Genomic DNA, 26,322 nt, shown 5'->3' with positions numbered 1-26,322 from the left:
TTTAACATAACAAATAATCCAGTAACTTTTGCAACTAATGAAAGTTTTCCTGATGGAAATATGCTTATTGATTTTAATGTTTGGAGGGGGTTTGACATCCGCCGGATAGGCTCTAGCGCTGGTTCGGCAAATTTAGTACTAAATAGTAGAGTTGGAGCAAATAGTTGGGCGTTTTCTCATCAAGGGAATTATTCTATGGAATTAGAAGCAGATGCTAATCCTAGAGTATTTATATATCATGGTATTAATTTTCATCAAAGCGATGTTTGGCGAGGTGCTCCTGACAATAGATATTCAATACAATTATATAACGGGCAGACATATTTTATAAAGAGCTCAACTCTTTCATCATCTGGAGTACATACTAGATTTAGAGTAGGAGGCACAAATGTATCTTATATTAACGATAATGGAGACTACGTTAAAGGTAGCTCTGATCTTAAATTCAAAACACTTTTATCAAAACCAACTCTAGGGTTAAGCGAAATTAACGCATTGACAGTCACGTGGTTTAAGTATAATGAACTTGCAGCATTTCATGGCTTTAATCCAAGTACAGAACAATTTGGTTTAATTGCTCAAGAAGTACAAAATATATATCCTAACGCAGTTGAAGTGATTAAAAATGACCATACAGATAGTCCTGAAGTTGACGACAAAAAAATAGATTACTTAACAATCATGTATGATAAACTGATACCATTAGTGATTGCGGCAATTCAGGAATTATCAGAAAAAATCGACAAATTGGAAAATATGCTAAACACTCAACAATAAATTAACAGATAATGCCTAATGCACTTAATATATCAGAGAGTAACTGGTTTAAGGTTTATGAATTTAATTTTAGGATAGAAGATGATAGTACTCTACACGGTACTAAAAAATTACCTGACATTTCTGGCTGTAAATTTGTTAGGATATTATTTGACGCTGACAGTGTACCCGTGTACTGGAAAATGGCAGGGTGGCTTAAATTCTATGCCTACAATGATGCCAAGCAGAATATGATGGTTAAAAAAGAGACTATATGGCTTAATGAATATCAAATAATTGAATCACCGCCGTACAGCAATTTTTACGCTTCATTTTCTCCGCTAGAAAGGATTAAATGGTTTACACTTCATTTTTGGAAATTAATATAAATGAACTTAATAATAGTTGAGCTAGGATTAATTATTGTCGCAATTATTATCAGTATGTTCATTACGCATACAGGAAACTTACTTATTGAGAATAGGTTAGACGGTATCCAAAGTAGCCTAAATTATTTGATTAGATATGTTAATGATTTTATGCCATCAACAGTTGGTAAAAAACAGTTAGAAGATAAAAAGCAATCACCCCCTCTTCCAATTAACAGAGATGATATTGATGATGATGGTTGGAGAAAACCCTAAACCCTAACACCTAACAGCTAACAGCTACCCCAATAACTTAAATGGCCCCCTATGGTTTCTGACTGTAGGGGGTGCGTGTATTTTTGGGCTAACAGACTGTTGCAGCAGACTGTTGCAACGGACTGTTAAAAATTTATATGAATGCTTGCCTCTAATTTACCCACAATAAACACCCTAAGCCAAAACCTTAACCCGTCTATTAGGGGTAATCATCCCGTGCGGAACTCAGTACCCCTATAAATTGGAGACTTGTCTAGCGGTATGTAGGTATCGGTTTCGATGGGGAATCAATTCTCTAGGATTATGTAGGTATCAGCGAGAGATGAGGAAACAAGTCACCAGTTGAAAAGTTGTTTGGGGGTATCGCTTCAGTATGTCATAGCCGGGTTAGTCGTGATTATGCGATCGCATTTTGTTGGTAGCGAGTAGGCTCCCCAATATTTCCCCAATAACCTGGTTCCCTACGGGAGTCAGGTAGGCGGTCTGATATCGTTGTACATTGATAGGGGTATCGTTGTACATTGATAACCTAGTGGGTTCCCCTATGGGTTGTTTTTGAGCCATATCCTCCCCCAACCGAAACAAGCACTCCTGGGGAAACGAACGATGTGATAGCAGTCAATGGTTCGTTACGAACCGATAGGCTTGCCATTGACTGCTATCACAAGGGAGTTACCCTATCGGTGTTTGGTTGGGGGGTGGTATGAGTGTTTGACAGATTGATTAAGTTGTGCTTGTTGACTGAGTAATCAACCTATTGACAGAATTATTTTCCTGTGCTAGGACTAAGTTATGAGTAACATTTGAGTAACTAGGCATAGTTATCGGGTTGAGTAATAGCCCGCTATCGCTGTCAGGATAAGGGTTTATACTAAACTCCCCGGGTAGGATTCGAACCTGATACATAGCCTATAACCCCTATTCTACCGTTACTTAGGTGTTACTCAAAACCATAGCAGGATCTATCAATCTGTAGCCATAAAATAACCCCTAGGGTTTAATCCAGGGGCGTTATTTTTGAAAGGTTGATGATTAGATTAATTTATCTGATAGATAACTCTGAGAAATAATTTGGCTTCAGGGCTATCAATATCAACTCCTAACGCTGTTAACCGTTCTATGGCTACGTTCAATGGTATAGGTAACTTAGAAACCCCTTTGAGAACTTCTAAGGTAGCGTCAATGCCTTCTGTCTTGTATTTACCTTCATTAACGATTGTGCTATGTCCCATAAGTCTAGCTCGTAACTCGATAGGTAATCCATACTTTTCACCTAACAGGTTGTACAGCCTACGAAAAGCATATTTCTGGGTTACCGGGCATTTCATAGAGAAAATTGTGTGGGTAAACTTTTTGTCAAAGCCTCCAGCTATGGTTTTGGGTTGACTGCCTTTTTTCGGGCTATATTCTGGTAACAACGGCCGTTTCAATTCTAGGAAATCAAACATTTCGGGACTGGGAATTGGGGCTACAACCCTTCCCCCTGTTTTGATACTCACTTTCCGACCTTCTGCGTCAGTAAAGTAAACATAGTCACCTAGCACCAAGTAATTGTCTTGATTATCGGGGTCTGACAGTGCTTTGATAGTGATACCATCATCCGTTACAAATGGCTTAGTTAGATTAACTGCGGCGGCTATCTCGGTAGGTCTTAACCCGTACATTACTGCCATACCAGTCACCCATAACCAGTTATGTCGAGATGATTGATGTTGAGGGCTTTTAACAGTATAGGCTTCTTGTTTGGCGCTATACCACCAATCCTTAAAGGCATCAATGCTTATACGCTGTTTCTTTCTGAATTGCGTTTGTTTGGCGTTAATAGGTTCAAGTTTTTTAAGTAAGTGTTCTTTGTTAGGTGATTTCTCAGCTATGGCTTTTAAGATGTAGTAACGTTCCCTGAAGGTTTGGGAGCCTATTAATTGTTCTCCATTCTGCAAGGGAGTGTATAACATAGCCTTGAAACTCTCCCAGCTAGGATATTCATCCCAGTTAGGGAAGTCCTCAAAAAATACTCCCTTGCTTTGATGGTAAGACGCTAAGTCGCTTACGATATCGCGAGAACGTTTCCTTCCTGTGTTGCGGTTGTAACCCGCAAAATACTCATCCTCTAGTTGTTGGAATATTTCCCGATAGGTTATCAGATTATCCTCAATCTGGTTCTTTCCTGAGATAGTCGCATCGTACCAGTTCCAGAACTCACTAGCGCTAGTGATAGTCCCTAGGGCTTCTGATACCAGTTTAGCTTTCTTAACCCCGTCTATCACCCCTTGAGGTGTACACTCAAGATTAGCTGTCTTGGGTAGCCGTTTCCCGGTAGGTGGTTGCTTAAACTGCAATAGTAGGTTGTACCTAGTCCCGGTCTTTTGTAACTTGAGTGTCACTCCTTTGGGACATTCCCCTTTAAAGTCTTGATAGGCTTTCAGGAACCTAGCATAGCCCCCGTCATAGTTACCCTTTCCCCCTACTGTAGGGGTATCAGTAGCGTTACTCATTTTTTACTCACTTGTTATCCTGCTATGGTTTTGAGTAACACCTAAGTAACGGTAGAATAGGGGTTATAGGCTATGTATCAGGTTCGAATCCTACCCGGGGAGTTTTTTCCAAAAATACGGCATTAAATGCGATCGCCGGCCATAGCCTTAACCGGATATCCTACCCAATTACTCGCCTGATTGGAGGTGCGTTCGGGGAGGGAGACATTTTTCGTTAGGTTGCTGTGGTAAAATGCGATCGCCCCATGGCCAAAATTATAGCAGCCAGAACCTTTCACTAAAGCATTATTATTTATGTTCGATGCCCTTTCTGAACGTTTAGAGTCCGCCTGGAAAAAACTCCGGGGTCAGGACAAAATTACAGAATCCAATATCCAGGAAGCTCTGAAAGAAGTTCGTCGCGCCCTATTGGAAGCGGACGTTAACCTGATGGTAGTTAAAGATTTTATCAAAGAGGTTGGCGTTCAAGCCCAGGGTTCGCAAGTAGTATCCGGCGTGAAACCCGGTCAACAGTTTATCAAAATTGTTCACGATGAGTTAGTCAAAGTCATGGGGGAAAGCAATGTTCCCCTGGCTGAAGCCCAACAACCACCAACCATCGTGTTAATGGCGGGTTTGCAGGGAACTGGTAAAACCACAGCTTCGGCTAAGTTAGCCTTGCACCTACAAAAAGAGAATCGCAGCAGCCTGTTAGTAGCTACGGACGTTTACCGACCAGCAGCTATTGACCAGTTAATGACTCTGGGGAAACAGATAAATGTTCCCGTATTCGAGTTAGGGAAAGATGCCGACCCGGTAGAAATTGCTCGCCAGGGTATTGAGTACGGCAAAGCCCAGGGTATTGATACAATTATCATTGATACGGCTGGTCGGTTACAAATTGACCAGAATATGATGGCGGAACTGGCTCAAATAAAGGAGACGGTTCAACCTCACGAGACCTTGTTAGTAGTTGATGCCATGACGGGTCAGGAAGCGGCTACCCTGACTCAGACCTTTAATGACCGAATTGGCATTACTGGTGCTATCCTCACTAAAATGGACGGGGATAGTCGCGGCGGCGCGGCTCTGTCAATTCGGCGTGTTTCTGGGGCTCCGATTAAGTTTGTCGGGGTGGGGGAAAAGGTGGAAGCTCTACAACCTTTTTACCCGGAACGTATGGCATCGAGAATTTTAGGGATGGGTGACATCCTCACATTGGTGGAAAAGGCTGAGGAAGAGTTTGATATCGCCGATGCTGAGAAGATGCAGGAGAAGATTTTAGAGGCTAAGTTTGACTTCACGGATTTTCTCAAGCAGACCCGGTTGATGAAAAATATGGGGTCTTTGGGGGGGTTGGTTAAACTGATTCCGGGGATGAATAAAATTTCTCAGGAGCAGTTGGACGCGGGGGAAAGCCAACTGAAACGCTCGGAAGCTATGATTAATTCTATGACTATTGAGGAGCGTAAGAATCCTGAGTTGCTGTCCAATTCGCCGTCAAGACGTAAGCGGGTGGCTAAAGGGGCTGGATATGCTGAGAAGGATGTGATGCGTTTGGTGAGCGATTTTCAGCGGATGCGGAGTTTAATGCAACAAATGGGTAGGGGTCAGTTTCCCGGTATGGGAATGCCGGGTATGGGAATGCCGGGTATGGGAATGCCGGGTATGGCTGGCGGTAAGAAGAAGAAGAAAGCCAAAAAGAAAAAGGGTTTTGGTCAACTGTGACTGTGGGAGTTTACTTTTGCTGGGTTCTGGGAATGCTATAATAGTAAGTTCCCCCATTCTTCCCCGATTCAGAGGCGGATTTGGTGGTCAGTCTGTCCTAGACTGCTACAATAGCTTAAAATTGATAAGGAGAGTTGATTAGATCCAAATGATCAAACTGAGATTAAAACGTTACGGTAAGAAACGAGAAGCTAGTTATCGGATTGTGGCGATAGATAGTCTGTCGCGTCGTGAAGGTCGTCCCCTGGAAGAGTTGGGTTTTTATAACCCCAGAACGGATGAAACTAGATTGGATACCCCGGCTATTATTCGACGGCTGAAACAAGGGGCTCAACCTACTAGAACTGTGCGTAACATTCTGCAAAAAGCCAATGTATTTGAACAACTCAAGTCCGGAGTCATCGCTGAACCCAGCACCGCAGAACCTGTCAGTCAATCCTAATTATGGGGAGTTGGTACGATTCTTAGTTAGCCCGTTTTTGGGGTCGCCAGAGGCGCTGCGGGTTGATTGTGAGCGATCGCCAGCTCACCGCAAAATTTGGGTGAGATTGGCTTTTGAGGCGGAAGATAAGGGCCGTGTCTATGGTCGTTCGGGACATAATATCCAAGCGATTCGTAATGTTCTATCTGCGATCGCTAGAGTGGCTGGAGAATCGGTGTATTTAGATATTTACGAAGACAGTCCTACCCCAGGTCGCCCTCCCAGGGTTTCAGGAAACCGTCCGTCTCCGAAACGTACCAGCCGCCCTACTCGTCCATCCGCCCCTAGGGGACCAATTCATCGAGACGGATAGTTTTCTGTTGCTAAGGAAAGCGACGTGAGGATCGCCTGTCTGTCGCTTTCCCGATTGATTGTCCTGTATTGGTCTGGTGTATAGATAATGTTTGGTGATACTTTGAATGACTGAGCGATTGACGATTCAGTTACCTACTATCGAAAGTGCGATCGCCTTGGGGGGTTATCAAGAGGATAATCTAAAAACTCTGTCTAAACAAACTGGAACTCAGATAGTTTTGCGGGGTCAAGATTTGCTGATTAGTGGTACGACTAAACAGGTGGAATTGTGCCGAGTTTTGATAGAATCCCTCAAACCTTTTTGGGAAAATGGTAAAACTATCACAGACCCCGATATTCTGACGGCTCGTCATGCTATTAATACCCACCAAGAAGCTAATCTGCGGGAACTTCAGCAGGATGTTTTAGCGAGAACTCGCCGAGGTCAGGATATACGCGCTAAAACTTTCCGTCAGCGCCAATATATTCAAGCTATCCGTACCCATGATTTGACTTTTTGCATTGGACCAGCGGGAACTGGTAAAACTTATCTAGCAGCAATTATCGCGCTTCAGGCGTTACTTTCTGACCAATACGAAAGGTTAATCCTTACCCGTCCAGCGGTGGAGGCGGGGGAGCGTCTAGGCTTCCTTCCGGGAGATTTGCAGCAAAAGGTTAATCCTTATTTGCGACCTCTTTATGATGCGATTTATGAGTTGGTAGACCCAGAAAAAGCGGCTAATTTGATGGAAAGGGGAGTTATTGAAGTTGCACCTATTGCTTATATGCGAGGACGTACTCTCAATAATTCTTTTGTGATCCTTGATGAGGCGCAAAATACGACTCCTGGACAGATGAAAATGGTGCTGACTCGTTTGGGGTCGCGATCGCGCATGGTGGTAACGGGTGATATTACCCAGACCGATCTACCCATAAATCAATCTTCGGGGTTGACAGTTGCCCTCAAGATTCTGCAAAATATTGAAGGGATTGCTTTTTGCGAGTTTTCTCAGGCGGATGTGGTGCGGAATCCTCTGGTTCAGCGGATTGTCGCCGCCTATGAACGACATGAAAAATAAATTACTATTGCTGGATAGGTAATAGCTGAAAATAACTATGGCTGATTTAAAAGAGTTGTTAGAGTCTTGCGAAAGTTTGGGAACTTTGCGGTTAATTGTGACCAGTAGTGCTGCGGTTCTGGAAGTTAAAGGGAAAATTCAAAAGCTATTTTATGCAGAACTTCCTAAAGGAATGTATGCTAATATGCACAGTGATTTGTTTGAATTTCACCTAAATATTGACCAAATTAAAGCGGTGAAATTCGAGACAGGAGAAGCGAAGCGCGGGAATTTTACTACCTATGCGATTCGGTTTTTAGATGCTGAAAATCAACCGGCTTTAAGTGCTTTTTTACAATGGGGAAAACCGGGAGAATATGAACCGGGACAGGTGGAAGCCTGGGAGGGTTTGCGGGCTAAATATGGCGACCACATACAATTCTAATTCCCCTGGGTTGGGGGGGTGAAAGGAGGTGGAACCCAACACGGACCATTCCGGGAAACGGAGGTGGTAGGTTTGGCGGCGCTTGACTCACAAAATAGGTTGATGTGGGTGGCGTTAATCAACAAACGGGGAGGGTTCCTAGGGGTTTCCCAGAGGAGGAATGACGATATAGCTGTGGTTATGGGTTAACTTCGTATTTGGCTAAGTCGGCTTTTACCTGTTCCAAAAATTGACGCGATCGCTCTAAATCAGCCTTAGCACGTTCGAGCCTTTCAGATGATACGACAGTGGCGGATTCGGAAACTTGAGCCGATTCAGGAGTTTGGAATCGCACCTGTCCGATAGTAATAATACTATCATCCCGCAAAATTGCCTGTACAGTGAGTTCATTTTCTCCCGAAAATTCCCCCAAATCAATGCTTTCTTTAAAGCCACTAATACTGGCGGTTGGTGCGTCTGGGTAAACCCTGGCGACATCAGGACGAGAATCACTGACGGAAATAGTTTTAACAATCTTTTCCCCCTGTAGGACTTCCACAGCAATAGCGGGGGAAGTTTTACCCAATACCCAACCGGAAAACTCGACTTGGGAAGAGTTAAGTTTAGCTTCGGCTTGGGGTCTATCAATCATAAAACCCAGCAGGGACTCACAGTCCTCTTTAGGGACTAAGACAACTTCCAGAATGTGAACTTCTTTGTTTTTAGCCATTAGTAAATAGTTAATCAAAAATCAGAGGTGTCAGCACAGACTGTTGTATCATATCATATCTATAATATGGTATTATGGCGATCGCTCCTGTTGTGCTTGGACCATCATTCTGACTATATCAGGCATTTTAAACTTAGCCTCCCATCCTAACTGATGTTTAGCCTTGGCGGGGGAGGCGCGACCGACAGCGATATCTGTGGGACGGTAGAGGCTTTGGTCAGTTTCGACAAAATCTTCCCAGTTTAGACCGACACAATCAAAAGCGGTTTTGACAAAATCCTGGAGAGAGTAAGTTTCCCCGGTAGCGATCGCATAATCATCGGCTTGTGACTGCTGAAGCATCAAATACATAGCCTCGACATACTCAGGAGCCCAACCCCAATCTCGCTGCACGGAGATTCTACCCAAATATAGTTTATCCTGATTTCCAGAGGCGATCGCACAGGCTCCATGAATAATTTTCTGAGTCACAAACCGGGGGGGTCTCAGGGGCGACTCATGGTTAAATAGTATTCCAGAACAAGCAAATAAACCATAGGCTTCCCGATAGTTAGCGACTTCCCAAAAGGCGGCGGACTTAGCGACTGCGTAGGGACTGCGAGGACGAAAGGGGGTATTTTCATCAGCGGGTTCGCCGTAGGTATCACCAAAACACTCACTAGACCCAGCATTATAGAGTTTAATAGGTGCGCCAGTAAATCGGATCGCTTCTAAGAGGTTGAGGGTTCCCCCGGCGATACTATCGAGGGTTTCCACAGGTTGGTCAAAGGATAGACCAACGGAACTCTGACCCGCCAAGTTATAGACTTCCTGTGGTTCAACCTGGGTCAAAACTTGAAGAACACTACGAAAGTCGGTGAGAGACATGGAAGATAATTTCACTCGGTCATAAATTCCCAACCTTTTCAAGTTCCGAAATGAGGACATCTGAGCATCGCGGGAAGTACCATATACGGCATAGCCTTTATCTAACAGCAGTGAGGCTAAATAAGCCCCATCTTGTCCAGATATTCCACAAATTAGCGCTTTTTTCATATACCGGGGTGGTTCAGACTACCAAATACAGATAATAACCGAATCATCATTCTAGTCCATAGGGTGCGTCAGAGGGATAACCTATCGGGTCAACGGCCAATTTGGTTCATCTGACGCACCACCCATATCGTGGTCAAGAAACCCGGTTTCTCAAAGAAACCGGTTTTCTCAGGGGAAACGGTGGGGCGGGTTTACCACAACCTGGGTGGGGAATTGAGAATTGACGGCCGAGGCGCGCCCCTACAATTAATAATTAATAATTATCACCCTCGTAGGGTGCGTCAGAGGGATAACCTATCGGGTCAACGGCCAATTTGGTTCATCTGACGCACCACGGCACCACCCCCATATCGTGGTCAAGAAACCGGGTTTCTCAGGGGAAACGGTGGGGCGGGTTTACCACAACCTGGGTGGGGAATTGAGAATTGACGGCCGAGGCGCGCCCCTATAATGAATAATGAATAATTAATAATTATAGCACAAGACAGAACAGTTAGGACGTATAATGGCAAGGATATCTACATAAGACCCAAAAGGCCAGCCCCCTACAGTTACAACCTTAGACAAAAAGTTATTAATGCAATTGAACTATACGGTATACCCAAAACCGAAGCCAGTCAAGTTTTCCATGTCAGCCGGAACACTATCAATCTCTGGCTGCAAAGAAAAGCACAGACCGGAGACTTCCTCCCTAAACCTAATCACCGACCTGGCAATAACCACAAAATTACCGACTGGCATAAATTCAAGGCTTTTGCCCAAGAGCATGGCCACAAAACCTCCGCTCAAATGGCTCAACTTTGGGATGACGACATCTCTCCTCGCACCATATCCAGAGCCTTGAAGAAAATTGGCTTCACCAGAAAAAAAACTTACGGCTACCAAGAAGGTGATGAGCAACAGCGAGAGGAGTTTATTGCTCAGATTGAACATATGGAGTCGGAAGGGTTGGTTTACCTCGATGAAGCTGGCATGAATAGTCAAGACTCGGATTACCCTTATGGTTACTGCGAGGAAGGACAACGCTTCGATGCCCTCAAATCCGGGAAGAGGCAGGGCAGGGTGAGCTATATAGCCGCATGGTGTCATCAACAACTCTTAGCCCCCGATCGCTTTGAGGGTTGTTGTAATCGGACAGTGTTTGAGTTGTGGTTGGAGTTCATCTTAATTCCAACACTGAAGCCAGGTCAGACTCTAGTGCTAGACAATGCAACGTTTCATAAAGGGGGACGGATTCCTGAGCTAGTGGAGGCGGCTCAATGCCGTTTGCTCTATCTACCACCTTATTCGCCAGACCTCAACAAGATAGAGAAATGTTGGTCGTGGTTGAAAGCCCGCATTCGCCATTGCACGTGAGCAGTTTGATTCTCTCGATGATGCCATGGATTCCGTTCTCAAGGCTGCGTCCTAACCACCTTGACTAATGCTATGCGTCCTAACTGTTCTGTCTTGTGCTATAGCTCTGAACAAAGAAGGACAAAGCAGCGGTTGGTATCGCTGTGCCACTGACAATGTGGGCATCCACACCAGGATCCGTGTGAGGTGAAAATCTCAAGCACGGTTTTGAATGGGAGGGGATGGAGGTGACTCCATTCTCGACCCCTACCCGATTTGTTACAGAGCGTGTTGACCTTGGGTTCCCTGCCTAATTTTGGTATCTTGGGATACAAAACTTAGGGACATATAAACAGTTATGGGGTCGGTCAGGAGTGCGTTCCTTGTATTCCGCCTAGGGGATGAAACCCCCACCAGGCGGCTATTTCAGGTATTTAAACCCTATTTCATGCCTGAAGGTTTCGCACTTATGACTTGTTTCTGGGTTTCATCCTCAGTTTAGGAAATCAGACCAGATATTAGTTGACTAAGTTCTCCTTGTGTTTGAGTTTGCTGTTGGCTGAGTTCCTGAATTTGATTAAATTGTGTTAACAACGATTCGATCTGCTCTTGTAAATTATTCCAGTTTTCCTCAAGGGATGGTAGTAATTCTTCATAGAGATTAGCGCGACCTTGAATTTCAGCTAACGTTTGTTTTTGTTTAATCCAACTCTGTTCTTGGGCTTCTAGTTGCTGACGTTTCTGTTCCTGTTCAGTTTCTTGTTGGGACAATTGCGCGTCCGTGTTAGAAATTTCAGTTTTTAATTGTTCCGTGCGATCGCGCAACTGCTCAAGTTCACTTCGGCTGGCTTGCTGCTGTTTTTCAATAGCAGCCAGAATTGACGGAAAGCCAAGAGCAACCCCCAGATCAACAGTTCCGGCGCTACCTTGTCGTTGTAGCAAAACCGCTTGATACTGGTTCATGTGGTCTTCCCTTTCCCCCAAAGTCCGACGCTGTCCTTCTAGGGTTTTATTCAGCATTTGATAGGCATCTTGTTCATCGGCTAGATCCGATTCTTTCTGAGCGCGAACGCTCCCAGAAGCCCGATTAATTTCCTGTTGAAGTTCCTCAATTTCCTCTTGTTTATATTTGAGTTCCTCTTCTTGTTCTTTAACCATGCGGAACCATCGATCCCATTCTTCCTGCAAGCGTTGAACTTCCGCCTGTAGTTGTTCAATGGGCATTTTCTGCAAGGGTGCCGTATCTACCTTAACTCCAGAAGTGGAACGACTAGCAACCGACTCAGAAAGACGTTGCAGTTGCTCTAACAGGGCCTGTCGGTATTCAATATTTTGTTCTAATCGCTGAATTTGTTGTTCATTGAATTCCAACAGATTTTGGCGGGAGTTCAGTTGTGCCCGATCATTTAACAACGTGATGTGGGACTGATGCCATTCTGACCACTGATGGCGCAGTGTAGTCACTTGGTCTACCTCCTGCTGCAACTCAGAAGCACGGTTGCGGTGTTCTTCCATTTGCTGACGGTAGGTTTGTCCTACAGAGATGCCATCATTGATCTGGTTTTGGGCTCGCTCTATCAATTCTCTGAGAGACTCGATAGAGTTACCACCTGAGAGTAGCTCCAGAAGTGCTTGCATTTCTTGGGCTTTTTCTGGGCTTAATCCTTTATGGGTTTCCAGTTCTGCCCGCTGTTCCTCAAGCGATCGCTTTTCTTCTTCAAGTTGCGATCGGCTACTCTCAACTTCGTGGCGAGCCTTGTCTATTTCAGCTCGCAGTTTCTCCTCTTGTTGTTTGCTCCTTTCCAGGCTCTGTCGCTGTTGTTCGAGCTTATCGAGTTCAGCTTCCAGATGATCCATCTGTTCTCGCCGAGATTCCATTTCCATTTCTCGACGATTTAGTTCTTGTTCTCGGCGATTTAGTTCTTGAGTTTGGTAGGTGAGGGATTCTTTCCACTGTTCGATTTCTTCTTGTTGATTTTTGAATCTGTCTTGCAATCGGGAAAAATCTTCAAGAATTCTGACCAGTTTTTTGCCGTCCTCGATGCGCTGAACTTGTTTGCTGGCATTGAGTTCGACTAACACTAGAGCGCCATCCTTATAGCTGTTGGCATCCTCCGCCGGAACCAGATCGTCCCCCGGTACGGCGCTCCAATTGTTCTCGCCCCGCTGACAAACCAGCAACTTGAGTTCAGCCCGACCGCCACCTATAAAACCACTTTTCTGCTTTTGTACTTCCGCTAAATAAAGCACGGTGATTATCCTCTGATGCTGTTTAAGCTTTATTCCTAGGTTTAATCATATTCTGGTTTTCGATCTTAACAGTGGGTTGTTGACTGACCTTTAGTGAGGTACTCCCGACACTGATGCCAGATTATGGTGCGGGCTTCTCCCACAAGCTCGTGTATTACCACCGCTTATCGGGTTTGAGCCTTTTAGAGTGAGTATTCCGCCTAGCCCCACTATCCAATATTTTCTCCAAATGTGACGATAGCAGTCCCCGCTGGTTATAATTACGCTTGAACATGGTAGCACACACCGCACCAATTCATCTGACCCGATCACAATGGGATGGGCTATCTGGAGCGCTGGAGTATCACAATATTTAAGTTTACCCTACTTTTGACCAAAGCTAATGGGATACAAGCCCCGCAGCAATTCTCATTTTGGCGAAAACCTGTTCAAGTCCCCGATTAGGGGTCGAGAATGGAGTCGCCTCCATCCCCTCCCATTCAGAACCGTGCGTGAAAGTTTCCCTTCACACGGCTCCTAGTTTGACTGCTCCATTGTTAAGGACACAGCGTTGGCCTTGTCAAGTGCCGTCTTATCGTCGCGGGTGTGGCGGTGTAATAGCTGAAGATTTTTGTATTCATCCTTTCCAGCGAGGCTTCGAGGTACAATGTAGTCTACTTCAATTAGGTCTGATGGGGTAAAGTATTGCCCACACCAGGTACACTTGCCTTTTTGCTTTTTGAGTAGTTTTGCTATCCTAATTGGCGTGTCGATTGCTTGTCCTTTTCTGGTTGCCCAGTAAGTCCAGTTTCCGTCGTATGGTGTTGCATCAGGGCGTATTGTGGTATGTCTGACAATCGGAGTCCAATTATGTTTCCATAGTTGAAATCCATCTTTAGTCTTGAATAACCAAGATTCATGTCTTTCTTTCCCATTGCTAAGTTTAACCGTTCCTTGTTGGAAGTAGTTTCCTAGCTTCTCGTAGTTTGCCTTTCTGCATCTTGATACTGTCCATGCCCGTAACATTAACCAGACTATGTTATCCAGTTTATTGAAGGTCTCAGATGAGACTACCCCTGAGTAGTAGTTTGACCATCCCTTTATACTTGGGTTTAGTTTGCTTATCAGAGCTGATTGGGGTGCTGTTTTATGTTGTTTTATTACACCCTTAATTACTTCTGTATGAGCTTTAACTGCTTTATTGCTGGGTTTGATGTGGGTTTTGAACCTTTTTTGACTTTTCCCAGATTTATATTTTCCTACCGGATATTGCCTAACATTGAATCCTAAAAAATCAAACCCAGGTTCCTCAGTCTTGCCGTTGTACTCAATGGGATTGAGTGTGTGGCAAATTCGAGTTTTTTCAGGTTTAATTTCTAGTCCTACAGGTTTTAGCCACTCGGAAATAGCAGTTTTGCACTGTTCAATGATTTCTAGTGATGGGGATATCACAACAAAGTCATCAGCGTATCTTATAACAGTAGCTTGTGCTCTGTTTGCTTTCTTGGGATACATTGTTTTTATGAGCCTAACCATGCCCAACAGTGCGATGTTGGCGAGTATTGGACTTATTACCCCTCCTTGAGGTGTCCCTGATTCTGTATCCTCAAATACACCGTTGTCTAGCACCCCAGCTTTGAGCCATTGTTTCAGGTCTTTCTTTAGGTTGCTTGGACAATGAATTTTGGACAGTAGGTAATCATGGTTCACGGTAAGAGCATTTAGCTATGTCCGCATCCAGTATATAATAACCTCCTTTGTTTATACTTTGGTAGATTCTGGATATTGCATCTTGGGCTGACCGTCCTGGACGGAACCCATAGCTTGTGCTTTCAAATCTCGATTCCCATTCAGGTTCGAGAGCCGACTTAACCAAGGCTTGCCTTGCTCTATCTTGGATTGTGGGTATTCCTATTCCAGCTTTTTTCATCCCTTCCAGGTTTTGGTATCCACACCCGTCGCAGTGGTTTTGTTTTGAGGTTTCCCTTAATGCTCTCAACAAGCTCAAACCTTGGCCTTGGAGAGATGACTCTTACTCCATCGACTCCAGCCGTTTTCTTGCCTTGACCCGCTTGGGGGGCGGGTTTATTAAGCTGACTGTTGGGAAGCATGGCTGACCGTGGAACCCGCCCCTACAGCCGTACTGCTAAGAGTCGGGCATAATATGATTTCACCAATAGACGTTGCCACCTTCTAGCCTTTGCATCCTGTCCCGATTTAGCTGCTTGAAATATACTCTTTTGGAGCTTGAAAACTTTCCGTTGAACCTTAGTCCATGGGATTACTTTCCATGCGTTGTTCGTAGTCTTGATTGGTTTTGGTTTCCCAAACCCTTTCTTTAAACTCGATTAGGGGTCGAGAATGGAGTCACCTCCATCCCCTCCCATTCAGAACCGTACATGAGACTTTCACCTCATACGGCTCCTAGTCTGACTATTCCATTGTTATGGACACAGCGTTGGCATTATCGAGCGCCGTCTTATCATCGCGGGTGTGGCGATGTAGCAGTTGAAGATTTTTGTATTCATCCTTTCCGCCTTGACTTCTAGGTACAATGTGGTCTACCTCAACTAATTCTGATGGGGTAAAGTATTGCCCACACCAGGTACATCTACCTTTTTGCTTTTTGAGTAATTTTGCTACCCTAATTGGCGTGTCGATTGCTTGTCCTTTCCTGGTTGCCCAATAAGTCCAATTTCCGTCATATGGTGTTGCGTCGGGGCGTATTAGGGTGTGTCTGACAATCGGAGTCCAGTTATGTTTCCATAGTTGGAATCCATCATTGGTCTTGAATAACCAAGATTCATGTCTTTCTTTCCCATTGCTAAGTTTAACCGTTCCATTTCTGAAATAGTTTCTAAGCTTATCATGGCTTGCCTCTCCGCATCTTGATACTGTCCATGCCCGTAACATTTGCCAGATTATATTGTCTAGTTTAGTGAAGGTCTCTGCTGAGACTACCGCTGAATAATAGTTTGACCATCCCCGAATAATCGGGTTTAGTTTACTAATCAGGGCTGACTGAGGTGCTGTTTTATGTTGTTCTATTACACCTTTAATCACTTCTGTGTGGGCTTTAACTGCTTTTTGGCTGGGTTTTATGAGGGTTTTATGTCCGATTAATCGGCTTGTGGGTCACCCTGTTTTTCCAGACTTGTATTTTCCTACTGGGTATTGCCTGATATTGAATCCTAGAAAGTCGAACCCTGGTTTCTCTGTTTTATCATCATACTCAATAGGTTTGAGCGTGTGACAGATTCGAGTTTTTTCAGGTTTTATTTATAAGCCTACAGGTTTAAGCCATTCGGTGATTGCAGTTTGGCACTGTTCAATGATTCCTAGGTCTTCTGAGATGACCACAAAATCATCGGCGTATCTTATGACTCTCGCAAAAGGGCGATAGTTTGATTTCCTAGGATACAGTTTTTCAATTAACCTAATCATACCCAACAGTGCGATGTTGGCGAGTATTGGACTTATTACCCCTCCTTGAGGTGTCCCTGTTTCTGTATTCTCGAATACACCGTTGTCTAGCACACCTGCTTTAAGCCATTGTTTCAGGTCTCTTTTTAGGCTGCTTGAGCAATGAATTTTGGACAGTAGGTAATCATGGTTTATTCGGTCAAAACATTTTGCTATGTCCGCATCCAGTATGTAGTATCCTCCTTTGTTTATACTTTGGTATATTCTGGATATTGCGTCGTGGGCAAACCGTCCGGGACGGAACCCGTAGCTTGTGCTTTCAAATCTCGATTCCCATTCAGGTTCGAGAGCCGACTTAACCAAGGCTTGCCTAGCTCTATCTTGGATTGTGGGTATTCCTATTCCAGCTTTTTTCATCCCTACCAGGTTTTGGAATCCACACCCTTCGCAGTGGTTTTGCTTTGAGGTTTCCCTTAATGTTCTTGACCAGTTCAAACCTTTGTCTTGGAGAGATTACTCTTGCTCCATCAACACCGGCTGTCTTCTTGCCTTGACCCGCTTGGGGGGCGGGTTTATTAAGCTGACTGTTGGGAAGCATGACTGACCGTGGAACCCGCCCCTACAGCCGCACTGCTAAGAGCCGGGCGTAATATGATTTCACCAGTAGACGTTGCAACCTTCTAACCTTTGCATCCTGTCCCGATTTAGCTGCTTGGAATATACTCTTTTGGAGCTTGAATACTTTCCGTTGAACCTTAGTCCATGGGATTGCCTTCCATGCGTTGGTCGTAGTCTTGATTGGTCTGGGTTTGCCAAATCCTCTCTTTAAACTCGCTATCGCCATTTGTACACCTACTAGACTCCATTCCTTACAATCAAACCGTGACCTGTTAGCATATCCCTACCATTACAGCAGGGCGTTGGCTTTTGGTCACATCTCACATCCTCTAAGACTTGTGGTTACACTTATCCCTACTGACTTTCTCGACCAGATAATCAGAGTCTAGGAGGACTTAAAACGTTCCGTTTATACGGGCATTCCATCTTTAGATTTGTTCTCTCCACCGAGGTACTTTTAAAGGTCTGTGTAGGTGTTGCATAGAGAACCCTACTTTTCCCTTTACTCTTTTGAGCGCAGCGTATCAACCTATTTCGCTACTTATCTATTACGGTGGTTCAAGCCGGACATTCGGTTTCCCTAATCATGGATGGTTGGCAGTGGTCTCGATTCTGGTATTAGGTTCTACCTTGGAGCCTTCCGTTCCCCGCTTCAATCCTGGGGTTGTGATTCCCAAAACTGGGGGTGGCTATCGCCGTTACCCTGAATCTCTAACTTCTACTTATCTATTTCTATGATTTCTATAAGGAATTTGTATGGGTTAGTTTGTTTTGACCTTGGGTTCCCTGCCTTGATTTGTATCGTGGGATACTAATCGTTGGGACATATAAACAGTTATGAGGATGGTCAGGAGAGATCTCCTTATATTCAACCAAGGGGTTGAAGTCCCCACCAGGCGGTTATTTCAGGTATTTCAACCTTATTTCATGCCTGAACGTCTCGCACCTATCGCCATATATATAGCACTAGTCAATACGGTTAGGACGCAGCCTTGAGAACAGAATCCATGGCATCATCGAGAGAATCAAACTGCTCACGTGCAATGGCGAATGCGGGCTTTCAACCACGACCAACATTTCTCTATCTTGTTGAGGTCTGGCGAATAAGGCGGAAGATAGAGTAAACGGCATTGAGCTGCCTCCACCAGTTCAGCCTGCCGCCCCCTTTATGAAACGTTGCATTGTCCAATACTAGAGTCTGACCTGGCTTCAATGTTGGAATTAAGATAAACTCCAACCACAACTCAAACACTGTCCGATTACAACAACCCTCAAAGGTAAAGGGAGTTAAGAGTTGTTGATAACACCATGCGGCCATATAGCTCACCCTGTCCTGCCTCTTCCCGGATTTGAGGGCATCGAAGCGTTGTCCTTCCTGGCAGTAACCATAAGGATAATCCGAGTCTTGACTATTCATGCCAGTTTCATCGAGGTAAACCAACCCTTCCGGCTCCATATGTTGAATCTGAGCAATAAACGCCTCTCGCTGTTGCTGATCACGTTCTTGGTAGCCGTAAGTTTTTTTTCTGGTGAAGCCAATTTTCTTCAAGGCTCTGGATATGGTGCGAGGAGAGATGTCGTCATCCCAAAGTTGAGCCATTTGAGCAGAGGTTTTGTCGCCATGCTCTTGGGCAAAAGCCTTGAATTTTTGCCAGTCGGTAATTTTGTGGTTATTGCCAGGTCGGTGATTAGGTTTAGGGAGGAAGTCTCCGGTCTGTGCTTTTCTTTGCAGTCAGAGATTGATAGTGTTCCGGCTGACATGGAAAACTTGACTGGCTTCGGTTTTGGGTATACCGTCTAGTTCAATTGCATTAATAACTTTTTGTCTAAGGTTGTAACTGTAGGGGGCTGGCTTTTTGGGTCTTATGTAGATATCCTTGCCATTATACGTCCTAACTGTTCTGTCTTGTGCTATACCTCGAAGCCTCGGCGGAAAGGATGAATACAAGAATCTTCAGCTATTACACCGCCACACCCGCGATGATAAGACGGCACTTGATAACGCTAACGCTGTATCCTTCACAAGGGAGCAATCAAACCAGGAGCCGTGTGAAGGGAAACTTTCACGCACGGTTCTGAATGGGAGGAGATAGAGGTGACTCTATTTTCGACCCCTAATAAATAGTGAATCATGTTCAGTAGTCAATGGATGTTTGAGGGGCTATTCATCAGGGTAGTAGCTAGAAGGCCAACTCACTTGACCAGGGGATGAGCAGCCATGAACAGTTATCAATCATGGCTGATTGCTATAATGGATGAAACTAGGAGCTAAAAATGTCCAACACTTTGTTAAAACAACTGCGAGATTTTACTATTGTTGTTGCTGATACTGGGGATATCAAAGCTATTCACAACTTTACCCCCCAAGATGCCACTACTAACCCATCTTTGATTACAGCAGCAGCAGGGATGCCAGAATATCAAGGTATTGTTGATGATACCCTGAAACAAGCTCGCGCTGAACTAGGAACCGAAGCGACTCCGAAAGATGTAGCTACCCGAGCCACGGACCGTTTAGCCGTGGCTTTTGGGTTACAAATTCTGGAAATTATTCCGGGTCGCGTCTCGACAGAAGTTGATGCTCGTTTATCTTATGATACTGAAGGCACGATCGCTAAAGCTCGTTATCTGATTTCTGAATATGAATCCCACGGTGTTTCACGTGATCGCATTTTGATTAAAATTGCTTCGACCTGGGAGGGAATTCGCACCGCCGAAATCTTAGAAAAAGAAGGGATCCACTGTAATCTTACCCTATTATTTGGATTTCATCAAGCCGTCGCCTGTGCTGAAGCTGGAGTGACGCTAATTTCCCCCTTTGTCGGTCGGATTTTAGACTGGTATAAAAAGAAGACCGGACGGGAAAATTATGCCCCTCATGAAGACCCTGGGGTGCAATCTGTTACCCAAATTTATAACTACTACAAAAAATTCGGCTATCCCACGGAAGTGATGGGAGCGAGTTTCCGTAATATTGGCGAAATCACTGAACTGGCTGGCTGTGATTTACTCACAATTTCTCCGAGTCTTCTTGAAGAACTTGATACTAAAACGGGAGATTTACCCCGCAAACTCGACCCCGAATTAGCTAAATCATCGGACATAGAAAAAATCTCAATGGATGGGTCAACCTTTGCTAAAATGCACAAGGAAGATTCGATGGCTTTCGACAAATTAGAGGAAGGAATCAAGGGGTTTTCTAAGGCTTTAGAATCCTTGGAATACCTACTCGCCGAACGATTAACTATCCTCGAAAGTTAGGAAACTTTAACCCATGCGGATTAAGAGTTATGACCTGTTTTTGACCCCGATGGAGATGGATTTATCACCCGTAAAGAATGGGCTGGAACCGATGCTGTTTCTCAGGATTTAGATGACAATAAGGATGGTCGGACTACTCCCCCTGTCTCCAGCCCTCTCCCAGAAGGAGAGGGAGTAAGATAGGGAGTTTTATTACCTGTTTCTCATTGTCCATTGTCAATTTTCAATTATCCATTAGCTATGTTAGAACCTGCACAAACTGTCCAAATTTTTGAAAACCTACCGGAGCAGATTTTATCGGCCGGAGAGGTAATTTTTGAAGAAGGAGAACCCGGCGATTTAATGTACGGTATTCTTGAGGGGGAAGTAGATTTTGTGGTGAAGGGAAAAGTAATTGAAACCCTGAAAAAGGGGGATGTGTTTGGGGAAGGAGCCCTAGTTCATCCAGAGAAAACTCGCGCCTCTACAGCCATAGCCAAAACTGGCTGTAAACTGGCAACAATGGATGAACGGCGATTTTTATTCGCCATTCAACAGACCCCCCTATTTGCTTTACTGGTAATGAGAAGTTTCTCGAATCGCCTCCGTAATTTAAAGCGATCGCTTTAATTTCTCAGATATCAGTTCAGTATAGTTTCTGGGGTTTCAATATTGACATTATCCTGATGACCATTTTGGCTGGTGGAACAGGTACTGTGTATTTCTGATTCTTCTCCCAGATAGACACCAAGAGCCCTGGCTGTTTCTATCCAAAATCCATTAGGGTCAAGTAGGCGGGGGCTATTCTGAAATACCTTTTCGAGGGAGACGGTGACAACTTGGTGGTTACTCCAAGCCACCATTTTGCCATAGTTTTCAGCGGCAATCACATCAACAGCAGTTTTACCAAAAGCCGTAGCCAGCAAGCGATCTTGAGCGGAAGGCGCACCACCGCGCTGGACGTGACCAAGGACTGTAGCTCGCGATTCTACCCCCAGTGTGGTTTCGATTTCCGTAGCCACATATTCACCTATACCGCGTAATCGTACTTCTCCCAAAGCATCTTTATAAGACCGGGACTCTCCGCTGGTAGTTTTAGCACCTTCAGCGACGACGACGATCGCAAATTTGCGCTCCCATAAATTACGTAACTGCTGTATGCGTTTACACAAACCAGAGACAGAATAGCGAATTTCTGGAATCAAGATAGCATCTGCGCCGCCAACAATTCCAGAATGTAGAGCTAAGTGTCCGGTGGTGCGACCCATAACTTCGACAACCATCACCCGATCATGGCTCGCAGCCGTACAGCTAAGGCGATCGAGGGAATCTAAAATTGTACTCACAGCGGAATTAAAACCCACCGAGAGTTCCGTACAAGCGACATCATTATCAATAGTCTTGGGAACCCCTACCAGGTTCATATTGCCCTTTTTCGCCAATTTGTGCAAAATGGCAAGGCTACCGTCTCCACCAATAGCGATCAGAGCATCCAATTCCAAGTCATGGTAGCCAGAAATTACCTCATCAGCTTGAGCCTCGGTATCTCCCTTATTAATGGACCCCAGAATAGTCCCACCCATACTCAGTAACGGGTCAATCCCATGGCGTTCTAATCCATAGCGGTTCAACACAACACTTTTACGCTCAATTAGGCCCTGGGTGGCATAGGGAATGCCCCGTACTTCCCAATTATATTCACAAGTAGCATAATTCACGACAGCGCGAATTACTGCATTCAGACCGGGACAGTCTCCTCCACTGGTCAAAATCCCGATACGCTTACGTTTAGTCATAATATGTAAGCCTCCAAAAGTTAGGAACTTCAATTCTTGCCGATCGCCTTCTCCCGGACAGTTCCAGGTTTTCCATCCCAATCTAGTTTTGGTTTTTGGCCAAATTGGTCGTCAACTTATGCAACCTGTCTTTAGGGATATGGGCAATCTTCCCGTTAAACTGGGCTATCTTGGTTAGTCTGGGCTTTAGTTCTTCGAGCCCATTGAGCCGTTGTTACCGTCACACTTCAAATCCTACAGCCAATCACACCAAAGGATGTATAATTTTGGTTTTTTTTAGTTTTTCTTAACCTGGGTTTAAACCCCGTTACTCAAATTTTACAACTAGATCGTATCAGCCGATCGCCACTTATCTAGGAGTTGACAAAATCCCATAATTGTGCATAAATGATATCGGGAAATTTGAGGAAATCCTGACATCAGACCACAAATTTAAGATTAATTTAAGATTCCTTCCCTTGACCGAAATTTGGTAAAAGCATATAGCTGTGGTAAGGTTGATCTGGTAATCTCCCCCTAGGGCGATCGCATACTTGTTGAACAATTAATAATTGTTTAAGCTGCATTACCAACCCGCTCACTGTGGTAGAATACCAGCAGTTAAACTCAGTCCCAGAGTTGCTATTTTCTCGGCTAGTCAATAAATCTAGCCCTAAAATTTCGCTGTTAAAATCTATTTTTTAACAGCAGTTAATACAGTAGTATTATCCCAACGGAGGATTATCTAAATCATGGCAATTAAAGTAGGTATTAACGGCTTTGGTCGCATCGGACGCTTAGTAATGCGCTATGGTAGCCAACACCCTGACATTCAGTTTGTCGGCATTAACGATCTCGTTCCGGCTGATGCCTTAGCATACCTGTTAAAATACGACTCTACCCACGGACGCTTTAACGGTAAAGTAGAATCCGAAGATGAAGCCATTGTTGTGGATGGACAGACCATTCGCTGTACATCTATCAAAGACCCCACCCAACTACCATGGAAGGAACTAGGAGTAGATTATGTAGTAGAATCTACTGGCTTATTTACCAACTATGATGGCGCTTATAAGCACATCGAAGCAGGTGCTAAACGGGTAGTTATTTCCGCACCCACCAAAGACCCAGAAAAAGTCAAAACCTTAGTGGTTGGGGTTAACCATCAAGACTTCGATCCAGCTTCTCACCCCATTGTTTCCAATGCTAGTTGTACCACTAACTGTTTAGCGCCGATTTCTAAAGTTATTCAAGACAACTTTGGGTTAGCAGAAGGTCTAATGACCACAGTTCACTCTTTGACGGCGACTCAACCAACGGTAGACGGTCCTAGTCGCAAAGACTGGCGTGGTGGACGTGGTGCGACTCAAAACATCATCCCGGCTTCCACCGGAGCGGCTAAAGCTGTTACCCTAGTATTACCAGAACTAAAAGGCCGTTTAACTGGTATGGCTTTCCGGGTTCCCACTCCTAACGTCTCAGCGGTAGACCTAACTTTCCGCACAGAAAAAGCCACGACCTATGACGAGATTTGTGCAGCGATGAAATCGGCTTCCGAAGGTGCGATGAAAGGCATTTTAGGATACACAGATGAAGATGTAGTTTCTTCGGACTTTATTACGGACGGTCATTCTAGCATTTTTGATGCGGGAGCGGGAATCGAACTGAACTCTAATTTCTTTAAAATAGTATCTTGGTACGATAACGAATGGGGTTATTCCTGTCGTGTAATTGACCTAATGCTATCTATGGCTAAGGCTGACGGCTTGCTGTAGTCACCAAGTGCGCCTATGGTTTCCAGAGGCTACGCGAACCCATTTTAGGGAAACCCGGTTTTCACAAAAATCGGGTTTCTGGTTTCCTCTCATCTATAATTGGAGTCAATGGCGATGCACGAAGTTGGCATTATGGAACAAACCCTAGCGATCGCCTTACAAAAAGCCAAAGAACAAGGCGCTAATCAGATTCACCGTATTAAAATGACAGTAGGCGCTGATTCTGGAGTAGCCGTAGAAGCCCTAGAATTTGCTTTTGATGTCGTGGTTGCTGGAACGATCGCCGCCAAAGCCAAATTTGAGATCGACTATCTCCCGGTTCGCTGTTACTGTCAGCACTGTAATCAGGAATTTGAACCCAAAACCTGGTTTTATGAATGTCCCCAGTGCGGCGAACCCAGTCTTGACATTCGCCAAGGAAGAGAATTAGAACTGACATCCTTAGAGGTTTCGTAGTTATGTGTACCAATTGCGGTTGCGCCGTCACACCAGGAAACATCCACATTCACAGTCACGCCATAGATCACGATCACGATCATGGTCACGATCACCACCATGGTCACGATCATCACCACCACCATGATCATAACCATGATCATAGCCATGATCATCAGCACACCGAACATCAAACGGTGGATGTTCACACAGCCATCCTTTCCAAAAATGACCGACTCGCGGAAAGAAATCGAGGTTTCTTTTTAGCAAAAAAACTTTTTGCGATCAATGTGCTGTCTTCTCCCGGTTCAGGAAAAACAGCATTGCTGGAACGCACTTTATCAGATATGGGTTCCCGTCTCAATAGTGCGGTGATTGTGGGAGACCTGGAAACGGATAATGATGCTCAAAGGTTGCGACGAACTCGAATGCAGGTAGTGCAAATTACGACGGGAAGCGTCTGTCATCTGGAAGCGGAAATGATCTCCCAGGCTTTAAGTAAAATCAACCTGGATAATCTGCAATTATTATTTATCGAAAATGTGGGGAACCTAGTTTGTCCCGCCGCCTACGACCTGGGGGAAAATTTGCGGGTAGCTGTGTTGTCGGTGACGGAAGGAGAAGATAAACCCCTAAAATATCCGACTCTGTTCAAAACTGCCAATATAGCCATCATCAATAAAATCGACATTGCGGAAGCGGTAGGGTTCGATCGCGAAACTGCGATTAACAATATCCGCCGCATTGCACCACAAGCTGAGATTTTGGAGGTATCTGCTCGTACTGGGGAAGGTATGGAAGCCTGGTATGATTACCTGGAGAAGGCTTGTTCGTTAGAAGCGATCGCCATCTAAAATCAGGGATGGGGAGTCTGGAGACTTCCAACGAAGGACTCCACCATAGGTCGTCCCGTGAGTAGTAGTCACACAAAAAAACAGGGGGAATTCAGCCCCAGGGCGAACGATGGGATTCGAAGTCATCAGGATAGCCTATAACCCCTATTCTACCGCCATTATAATGCGCTCGAAAGCGATCGCACATTTAGGAGTTAGTGCCAAATGAGTGCAAGTACAAACAGTACACATAGTGGTACATATCAAGGCTTTGAGGATATTCTTGAGTTTTTCAACCTATCCCGCAAACAATGTCCCAAAGGTGTCAGGATTAAGCGTAACCGGGGGACAATTCAGCTAGACATCACTACTGACCCGGAGACGGGAGGGCGTAAGCAGCGAGGATGTAATTGTCAGTTCACTTTTGAGGGTATCCGTAAGGCCGTTGATAAGGCCTGGTTAGTTCATAAATCCCTTGACGGACAATTTCAGTCGGTGTCTGAATGGCTCGACTGGTACAAGGCTACTATCCTTGATGAAAACAAAACCCCTTTGGAAAACGACTTAATCACCTATCGCCAAGTGTTTAAAGAGATGGAAGATGATTACTTTAATGGGGTACACAAGAACACTAAACGGAAGCGCTCTCGCGATATGGCTAGTGACAGAGCTTCATTTAAACGGTGTTTCTTAGATGTATTTGACAAAGTTACAGACTGGGATAGTTACGTCACTTGGGAGGGTATAAAAGAAGCCTTGTATACTCCATTAAAAGAGTGCGAGACGTTCAGGCATGAAATAGGGTTGCAATACCCGAAATAACCGCCTGGTGGGGACTTCAACCCCTTGGTTGAATATAAGGAGCGCACTCCTGACCATCCTCATAACTGTTTATATGTCCCAACGATTAGTATCCTACGATACAAATCAAGGCAGGGAACCCAAGGTCAAAACAAACTAACTCATACAAATTCCTTATAGGATGTCCAAAAATGGATAAGTAAAAGTTAGGAAATTAGGGTAACGGCGATAGCC

At 44.7% G+C, this 26,322-nt stretch carries 32 protein-coding genes and 3 pseudogenes; 16 read left to right on the top strand and 19 right to left on the bottom strand.

Annotation, left to right across the window (positions count from 1 at the left end):
• The first annotated feature begins 60 nt into the window (after positions 1-60).
• From N39L_RS09695 to N39L_RS09685, 3 genes are read left to right on the top strand one after another with little or no spacing between them, the layout of a single operon-like run.
• Positions 61-777 (top strand): tail fiber domain-containing protein, encoded by a 717-nt coding sequence (locus tag N39L_RS09695; RefSeq protein WP_014275083.1) that lies wholly within the window; start codon positions 61-63, stop codon positions 775-777.
• An 11-nt stretch (positions 778-788) separates the two neighbouring features.
• Complete coding sequence (locus N39L_RS09690) at positions 789-1,145, top strand: hypothetical protein (protein WP_014275082.1); 357 nt, start codon at positions 789-791, stop codon at positions 1,143-1,145.
• Positions 1,146-1,400, top strand: a complete 255-nt coding sequence (locus N39L_RS09685; protein ID WP_035738052.1) for a hypothetical protein — start codon at positions 1,146-1,148, stop codon at positions 1,398-1,400.
• Between the two features lie 387 nt (positions 1,401-1,787).
• On the opposite strand, the gene N39L_RS09680 is transcribed toward N39L_RS09685, so the two are convergent.
• The 4 genes from N39L_RS09680 to N39L_RS09665 all read right to left on the bottom strand — a co-directional run bounded on the left by N39L_RS09680 (position 1,788) and on the right by N39L_RS09665 (position 4,173).
• Entirely contained in the window at positions 1,788-1,922 is a 135-nt protein-coding gene (locus tag N39L_RS09680; RefSeq protein WP_286131447.1) for a hypothetical protein, read from the bottom strand.
• Between the two features lie 201 nt (positions 1,923-2,123).
• Positions 2,124-2,306, bottom strand: coding sequence for a hypothetical protein (locus tag N39L_RS09675; RefSeq protein ID WP_081471162.1), 183 nt, complete (start codon positions 2,304-2,306; stop codon positions 2,124-2,126).
• Positions 2,307-2,437: 131 nt separating this feature from the next.
• Entirely contained in the window at positions 2,438-3,895 is a 1,458-nt protein-coding gene (locus N39L_RS09670; RefSeq protein ID WP_014275080.1) for a site-specific integrase, read from the bottom strand.
• Between the two features lie 122 nt (positions 3,896-4,017).
• A complete protein-coding gene (locus N39L_RS09665) occupies positions 4,018-4,173 on the bottom strand; it encodes a hypothetical protein (protein ID WP_014275079.1) in 156 nt (51 codons plus the stop codon).
• Between the two features lie 16 nt (positions 4,174-4,189).
• On the opposite strand from N39L_RS09665, the gene ffh reads away from it, so the two are divergent.
• From ffh to N39L_RS09640, 5 genes are all read left to right on the top strand, one after another.
• The gene (ffh, locus tag N39L_RS09660; protein ID WP_014275078.1) at positions 4,190-5,602 is read left to right on the top strand and encodes a signal recognition particle protein; all 1,413 of its coding nucleotides are present in this window, start codon (positions 4,190-4,192) and stop codon (positions 5,600-5,602) included.
• Between the two features lie 148 nt (positions 5,603-5,750).
• Positions 5,751-6,044, top strand: coding sequence for a 30S ribosomal protein S16 (gene rpsP, locus N39L_RS09655; RefSeq protein WP_006616557.1), 294 nt, complete (start codon positions 5,751-5,753; stop codon positions 6,042-6,044).
• Positions 6,045-6,054: 10 nt separating this feature from the next.
• On the top strand, positions 6,055-6,396 hold the full coding sequence (locus N39L_RS09650) for a KH domain-containing protein (RefSeq protein ID WP_434057617.1): 342 nt from the start codon (positions 6,055-6,057) through the stop codon (positions 6,394-6,396).
• A gap of 106 nt (positions 6,397-6,502) precedes the next feature.
• A complete protein-coding gene (locus tag N39L_RS09645; protein ID WP_006616559.1) occupies positions 6,503-7,456 on the top strand; it encodes a PhoH family protein in 954 nt (317 codons plus the stop codon).
• Between the two features lie 37 nt (positions 7,457-7,493).
• The gene (locus N39L_RS09640; RefSeq protein ID WP_006616560.1) at positions 7,494-7,880 is read left to right on the top strand and encodes a ChuX/HutX family heme-like substrate-binding protein; all 387 of its coding nucleotides are present in this window, start codon (positions 7,494-7,496) and stop codon (positions 7,878-7,880) included.
• 178 nt (positions 7,881-8,058) lie between these two features.
• On the opposite strand, the gene N39L_RS09635 is transcribed toward N39L_RS09640, so the two are convergent.
• Positions 8,059-8,589: a hypothetical protein gene (locus tag N39L_RS09635; protein ID WP_006616561.1), complete on the bottom strand. Its 531-nt coding sequence runs from the start codon at positions 8,587-8,589 to the stop codon at positions 8,059-8,061.
• 72 nt (positions 8,590-8,661) lie between these two features.
• On the bottom strand, positions 8,662-9,624 hold the full coding sequence (locus tag N39L_RS09630; RefSeq protein ID WP_006616562.1) for a GDP-mannose 4,6-dehydratase: 963 nt from the start codon (positions 9,622-9,624) through the stop codon (positions 8,662-8,664).
• 522 nt (positions 9,625-10,146) lie between these two features.
• On the opposite strand from N39L_RS09630, the gene N39L_RS09625 reads away from it, so the two are divergent.
• Positions 10,147-11,035, top strand: a protein-coding gene (locus tag N39L_RS09625; RefSeq protein ID WP_231852271.1) for an IS630 family transposase whose coding sequence is annotated in 2 segments (ribosomal slippage) — positions 10,147-10,971 and positions 10,973-11,035 — 888 coding nt in all. Because the reading frame shifts where the segments join, the coding sequence is not laid out codon by codon here.
• A gap of 422 nt (positions 11,036-11,457) precedes the next feature.
• Here the strand turns inward: N39L_RS09625 and hmpF are convergent.
• From hmpF to N39L_RS09580, 10 genes and pseudogenes are all read right to left on the bottom strand, one after another.
• Positions 11,458-13,209 carry a pilus motility taxis protein HmpF gene (gene hmpF, locus N39L_RS09620; RefSeq protein WP_006616137.1) on the bottom strand — a complete coding sequence of 584 codons (1,752 nt, stop codon included), beginning with the start codon at positions 13,207-13,209 and terminating at the stop codon, positions 11,458-11,460.
• Positions 13,210-13,725: 516 nt separating this feature from the next.
• A complete protein-coding gene (locus tag N39L_RS09615) occupies positions 13,726-14,898 on the bottom strand; it encodes a group II intron reverse transcriptase (protein ID WP_014275073.1) in 1,173 nt (390 codons plus the stop codon).
• Complete coding sequence (locus N39L_RS09610) at positions 14,888-15,118, bottom strand: reverse transcriptase domain-containing protein (protein ID WP_014275072.1); 231 nt, start codon at positions 15,116-15,118, stop codon at positions 14,888-14,890. The genes N39L_RS09615 and N39L_RS09610 overlap by 11 nt, the downstream gene beginning before the upstream one ends.
• The gene (locus N39L_RS09605; protein WP_014275071.1) at positions 15,078-15,299 is read right to left on the bottom strand and encodes a hypothetical protein; all 222 of its coding nucleotides are present in this window, start codon (positions 15,297-15,299) and stop codon (positions 15,078-15,080) included. The genes N39L_RS09610 and N39L_RS09605 overlap by 41 nt, the downstream gene beginning before the upstream one ends.
• A gap of 21 nt (positions 15,300-15,320) precedes the next feature.
• Positions 15,321-15,500 carry a reverse transcriptase N-terminal domain-containing protein gene (locus N39L_RS09600; protein WP_071941250.1) on the bottom strand — a complete coding sequence of 60 codons (180 nt, stop codon included), beginning with the start codon at positions 15,498-15,500 and terminating at the stop codon, positions 15,321-15,323.
• 121 nt (positions 15,501-15,621) lie between these two features.
• Complete coding sequence (locus tag N39L_RS33290) at positions 15,622-16,251, bottom strand: group II intron maturase-specific domain-containing protein (RefSeq protein ID WP_014275070.1); 630 nt, start codon at positions 16,249-16,251, stop codon at positions 15,622-15,624.
• A gap of 216 nt (positions 16,252-16,467) precedes the next feature.
• On the bottom strand, positions 16,468-17,028 hold the full coding sequence (locus N39L_RS33285; RefSeq protein WP_014275069.1) for a reverse transcriptase/maturase family protein: 561 nt from the start codon (positions 17,026-17,028) through the stop codon (positions 16,468-16,470).
• On the bottom strand, positions 16,988-17,209 hold the full coding sequence (locus N39L_RS09590) for a hypothetical protein (RefSeq protein ID WP_014275017.1): 222 nt from the start codon (positions 17,207-17,209) through the stop codon (positions 16,988-16,990). The genes N39L_RS33285 and N39L_RS09590 overlap by 41 nt, the downstream gene beginning before the upstream one ends.
• Positions 17,210-17,230: 21 nt before the next feature.
• On the bottom strand, positions 17,231-17,455 hold the full coding sequence (locus N39L_RS09585) for a reverse transcriptase N-terminal domain-containing protein (protein WP_014275016.1): 225 nt from the start codon (positions 17,453-17,455) through the stop codon (positions 17,231-17,233).
• A 753-nt stretch (positions 17,456-18,208) separates the two neighbouring features.
• Positions 18,209-19,096: pseudogene (locus N39L_RS09580) on the bottom strand (IS630 family transposase).
• Positions 19,097-19,142: 46 nt separating this feature from the next.
• Between N39L_RS09580 and N39L_RS09575 the strand changes: the two are divergent.
• The 3 genes and pseudogenes from N39L_RS09575 to N39L_RS09565 form a co-directional block, all read left to right on the top strand.
• A pseudogene (locus N39L_RS09575) lies at positions 19,143-19,322 on the top strand (hypothetical protein); the annotation flags it as partial.
• Between the two features lie 181 nt (positions 19,323-19,503).
• The gene (locus tag N39L_RS09570; protein WP_006616709.1) at positions 19,504-20,490 is read left to right on the top strand and encodes a transaldolase; all 987 of its coding nucleotides are present in this window, start codon (positions 19,504-19,506) and stop codon (positions 20,488-20,490) included.
• A 240-nt stretch (positions 20,491-20,730) separates the two neighbouring features.
• Positions 20,731-21,099 (top strand): cyclic nucleotide-binding domain-containing protein, encoded by a 369-nt coding sequence (locus N39L_RS09565; RefSeq protein ID WP_006616710.1) that lies wholly within the window; start codon positions 20,731-20,733, stop codon positions 21,097-21,099.
• A gap of 11 nt (positions 21,100-21,110) precedes the next feature.
• On the opposite strand, the gene N39L_RS09560 is transcribed toward N39L_RS09565, so the two are convergent.
• Positions 21,111-22,265 carry an ATP-dependent 6-phosphofructokinase gene (locus N39L_RS09560; protein WP_006616711.1) on the bottom strand — a complete coding sequence of 385 codons (1,155 nt, stop codon included), beginning with the start codon at positions 22,263-22,265 and terminating at the stop codon, positions 21,111-21,113.
• A gap of 443 nt (positions 22,266-22,708) precedes the next feature.
• Positions 22,709-22,906: a hypothetical protein gene (locus N39L_RS09555; RefSeq protein ID WP_126277485.1), complete on the bottom strand. Its 198-nt coding sequence runs from the start codon at positions 22,904-22,906 to the stop codon at positions 22,709-22,711.
• Between the two features lie 90 nt (positions 22,907-22,996).
• Between N39L_RS09555 and gap the strand changes: the two genes are divergently transcribed.
• The 3 genes from gap (at position 22,997) to hypB (ending at position 25,308) form a co-directional block, all read left to right on the top strand.
• On the top strand, positions 22,997-24,019 hold the full coding sequence (gene gap / locus N39L_RS09550) for a type I glyceraldehyde-3-phosphate dehydrogenase (protein WP_006616712.1): 1,023 nt from the start codon (positions 22,997-22,999) through the stop codon (positions 24,017-24,019).
• A 114-nt stretch (positions 24,020-24,133) separates the two neighbouring features.
• Positions 24,134-24,475, top strand: coding sequence for a hydrogenase maturation nickel metallochaperone HypA (gene hypA, locus N39L_RS09545; RefSeq protein ID WP_014275065.1), 342 nt, complete (start codon positions 24,134-24,136; stop codon positions 24,473-24,475).
• Positions 24,476-24,477: 2 nt separating this feature from the next.
• Positions 24,478-25,308 carry a hydrogenase nickel incorporation protein HypB gene (gene hypB / locus N39L_RS09540; RefSeq protein ID WP_006616714.1) on the top strand — a complete coding sequence of 277 codons (831 nt, stop codon included), beginning with the start codon at positions 24,478-24,480 and terminating at the stop codon, positions 25,306-25,308.
• Here hypB and N39L_RS09535 read toward each other — a convergent pair.
• A complete protein-coding gene (locus tag N39L_RS09535) occupies positions 25,288-25,434 on the bottom strand; it encodes a hypothetical protein (RefSeq protein WP_157888686.1) in 147 nt (48 codons plus the stop codon). The genes hypB and N39L_RS09535 overlap by 21 nt on opposite strands.
• A 78-nt stretch (positions 25,435-25,512) precedes the next feature.
• Here N39L_RS09535 and N39L_RS09530 point away from each other — a divergent pair.
• Positions 25,513-26,061: pseudogene (locus N39L_RS09530) on the top strand (hypothetical protein); the annotation flags it as partial.
• Positions 26,062-26,322: the final 261 nt, after the last annotated feature.

This window comes from Limnospira platensis NIES-39 (assembly GCF_026000695.1).
GTDB classification, from domain to species: domain Bacteria; phylum Cyanobacteriota; class Cyanobacteriia; order Cyanobacteriales; family Microcoleaceae; genus Limnospira; species Limnospira platensis.
Note: the sequence above shows the minus strand (reverse complement) of the source record. Positions and strands in the feature narration are given on the sequence as shown.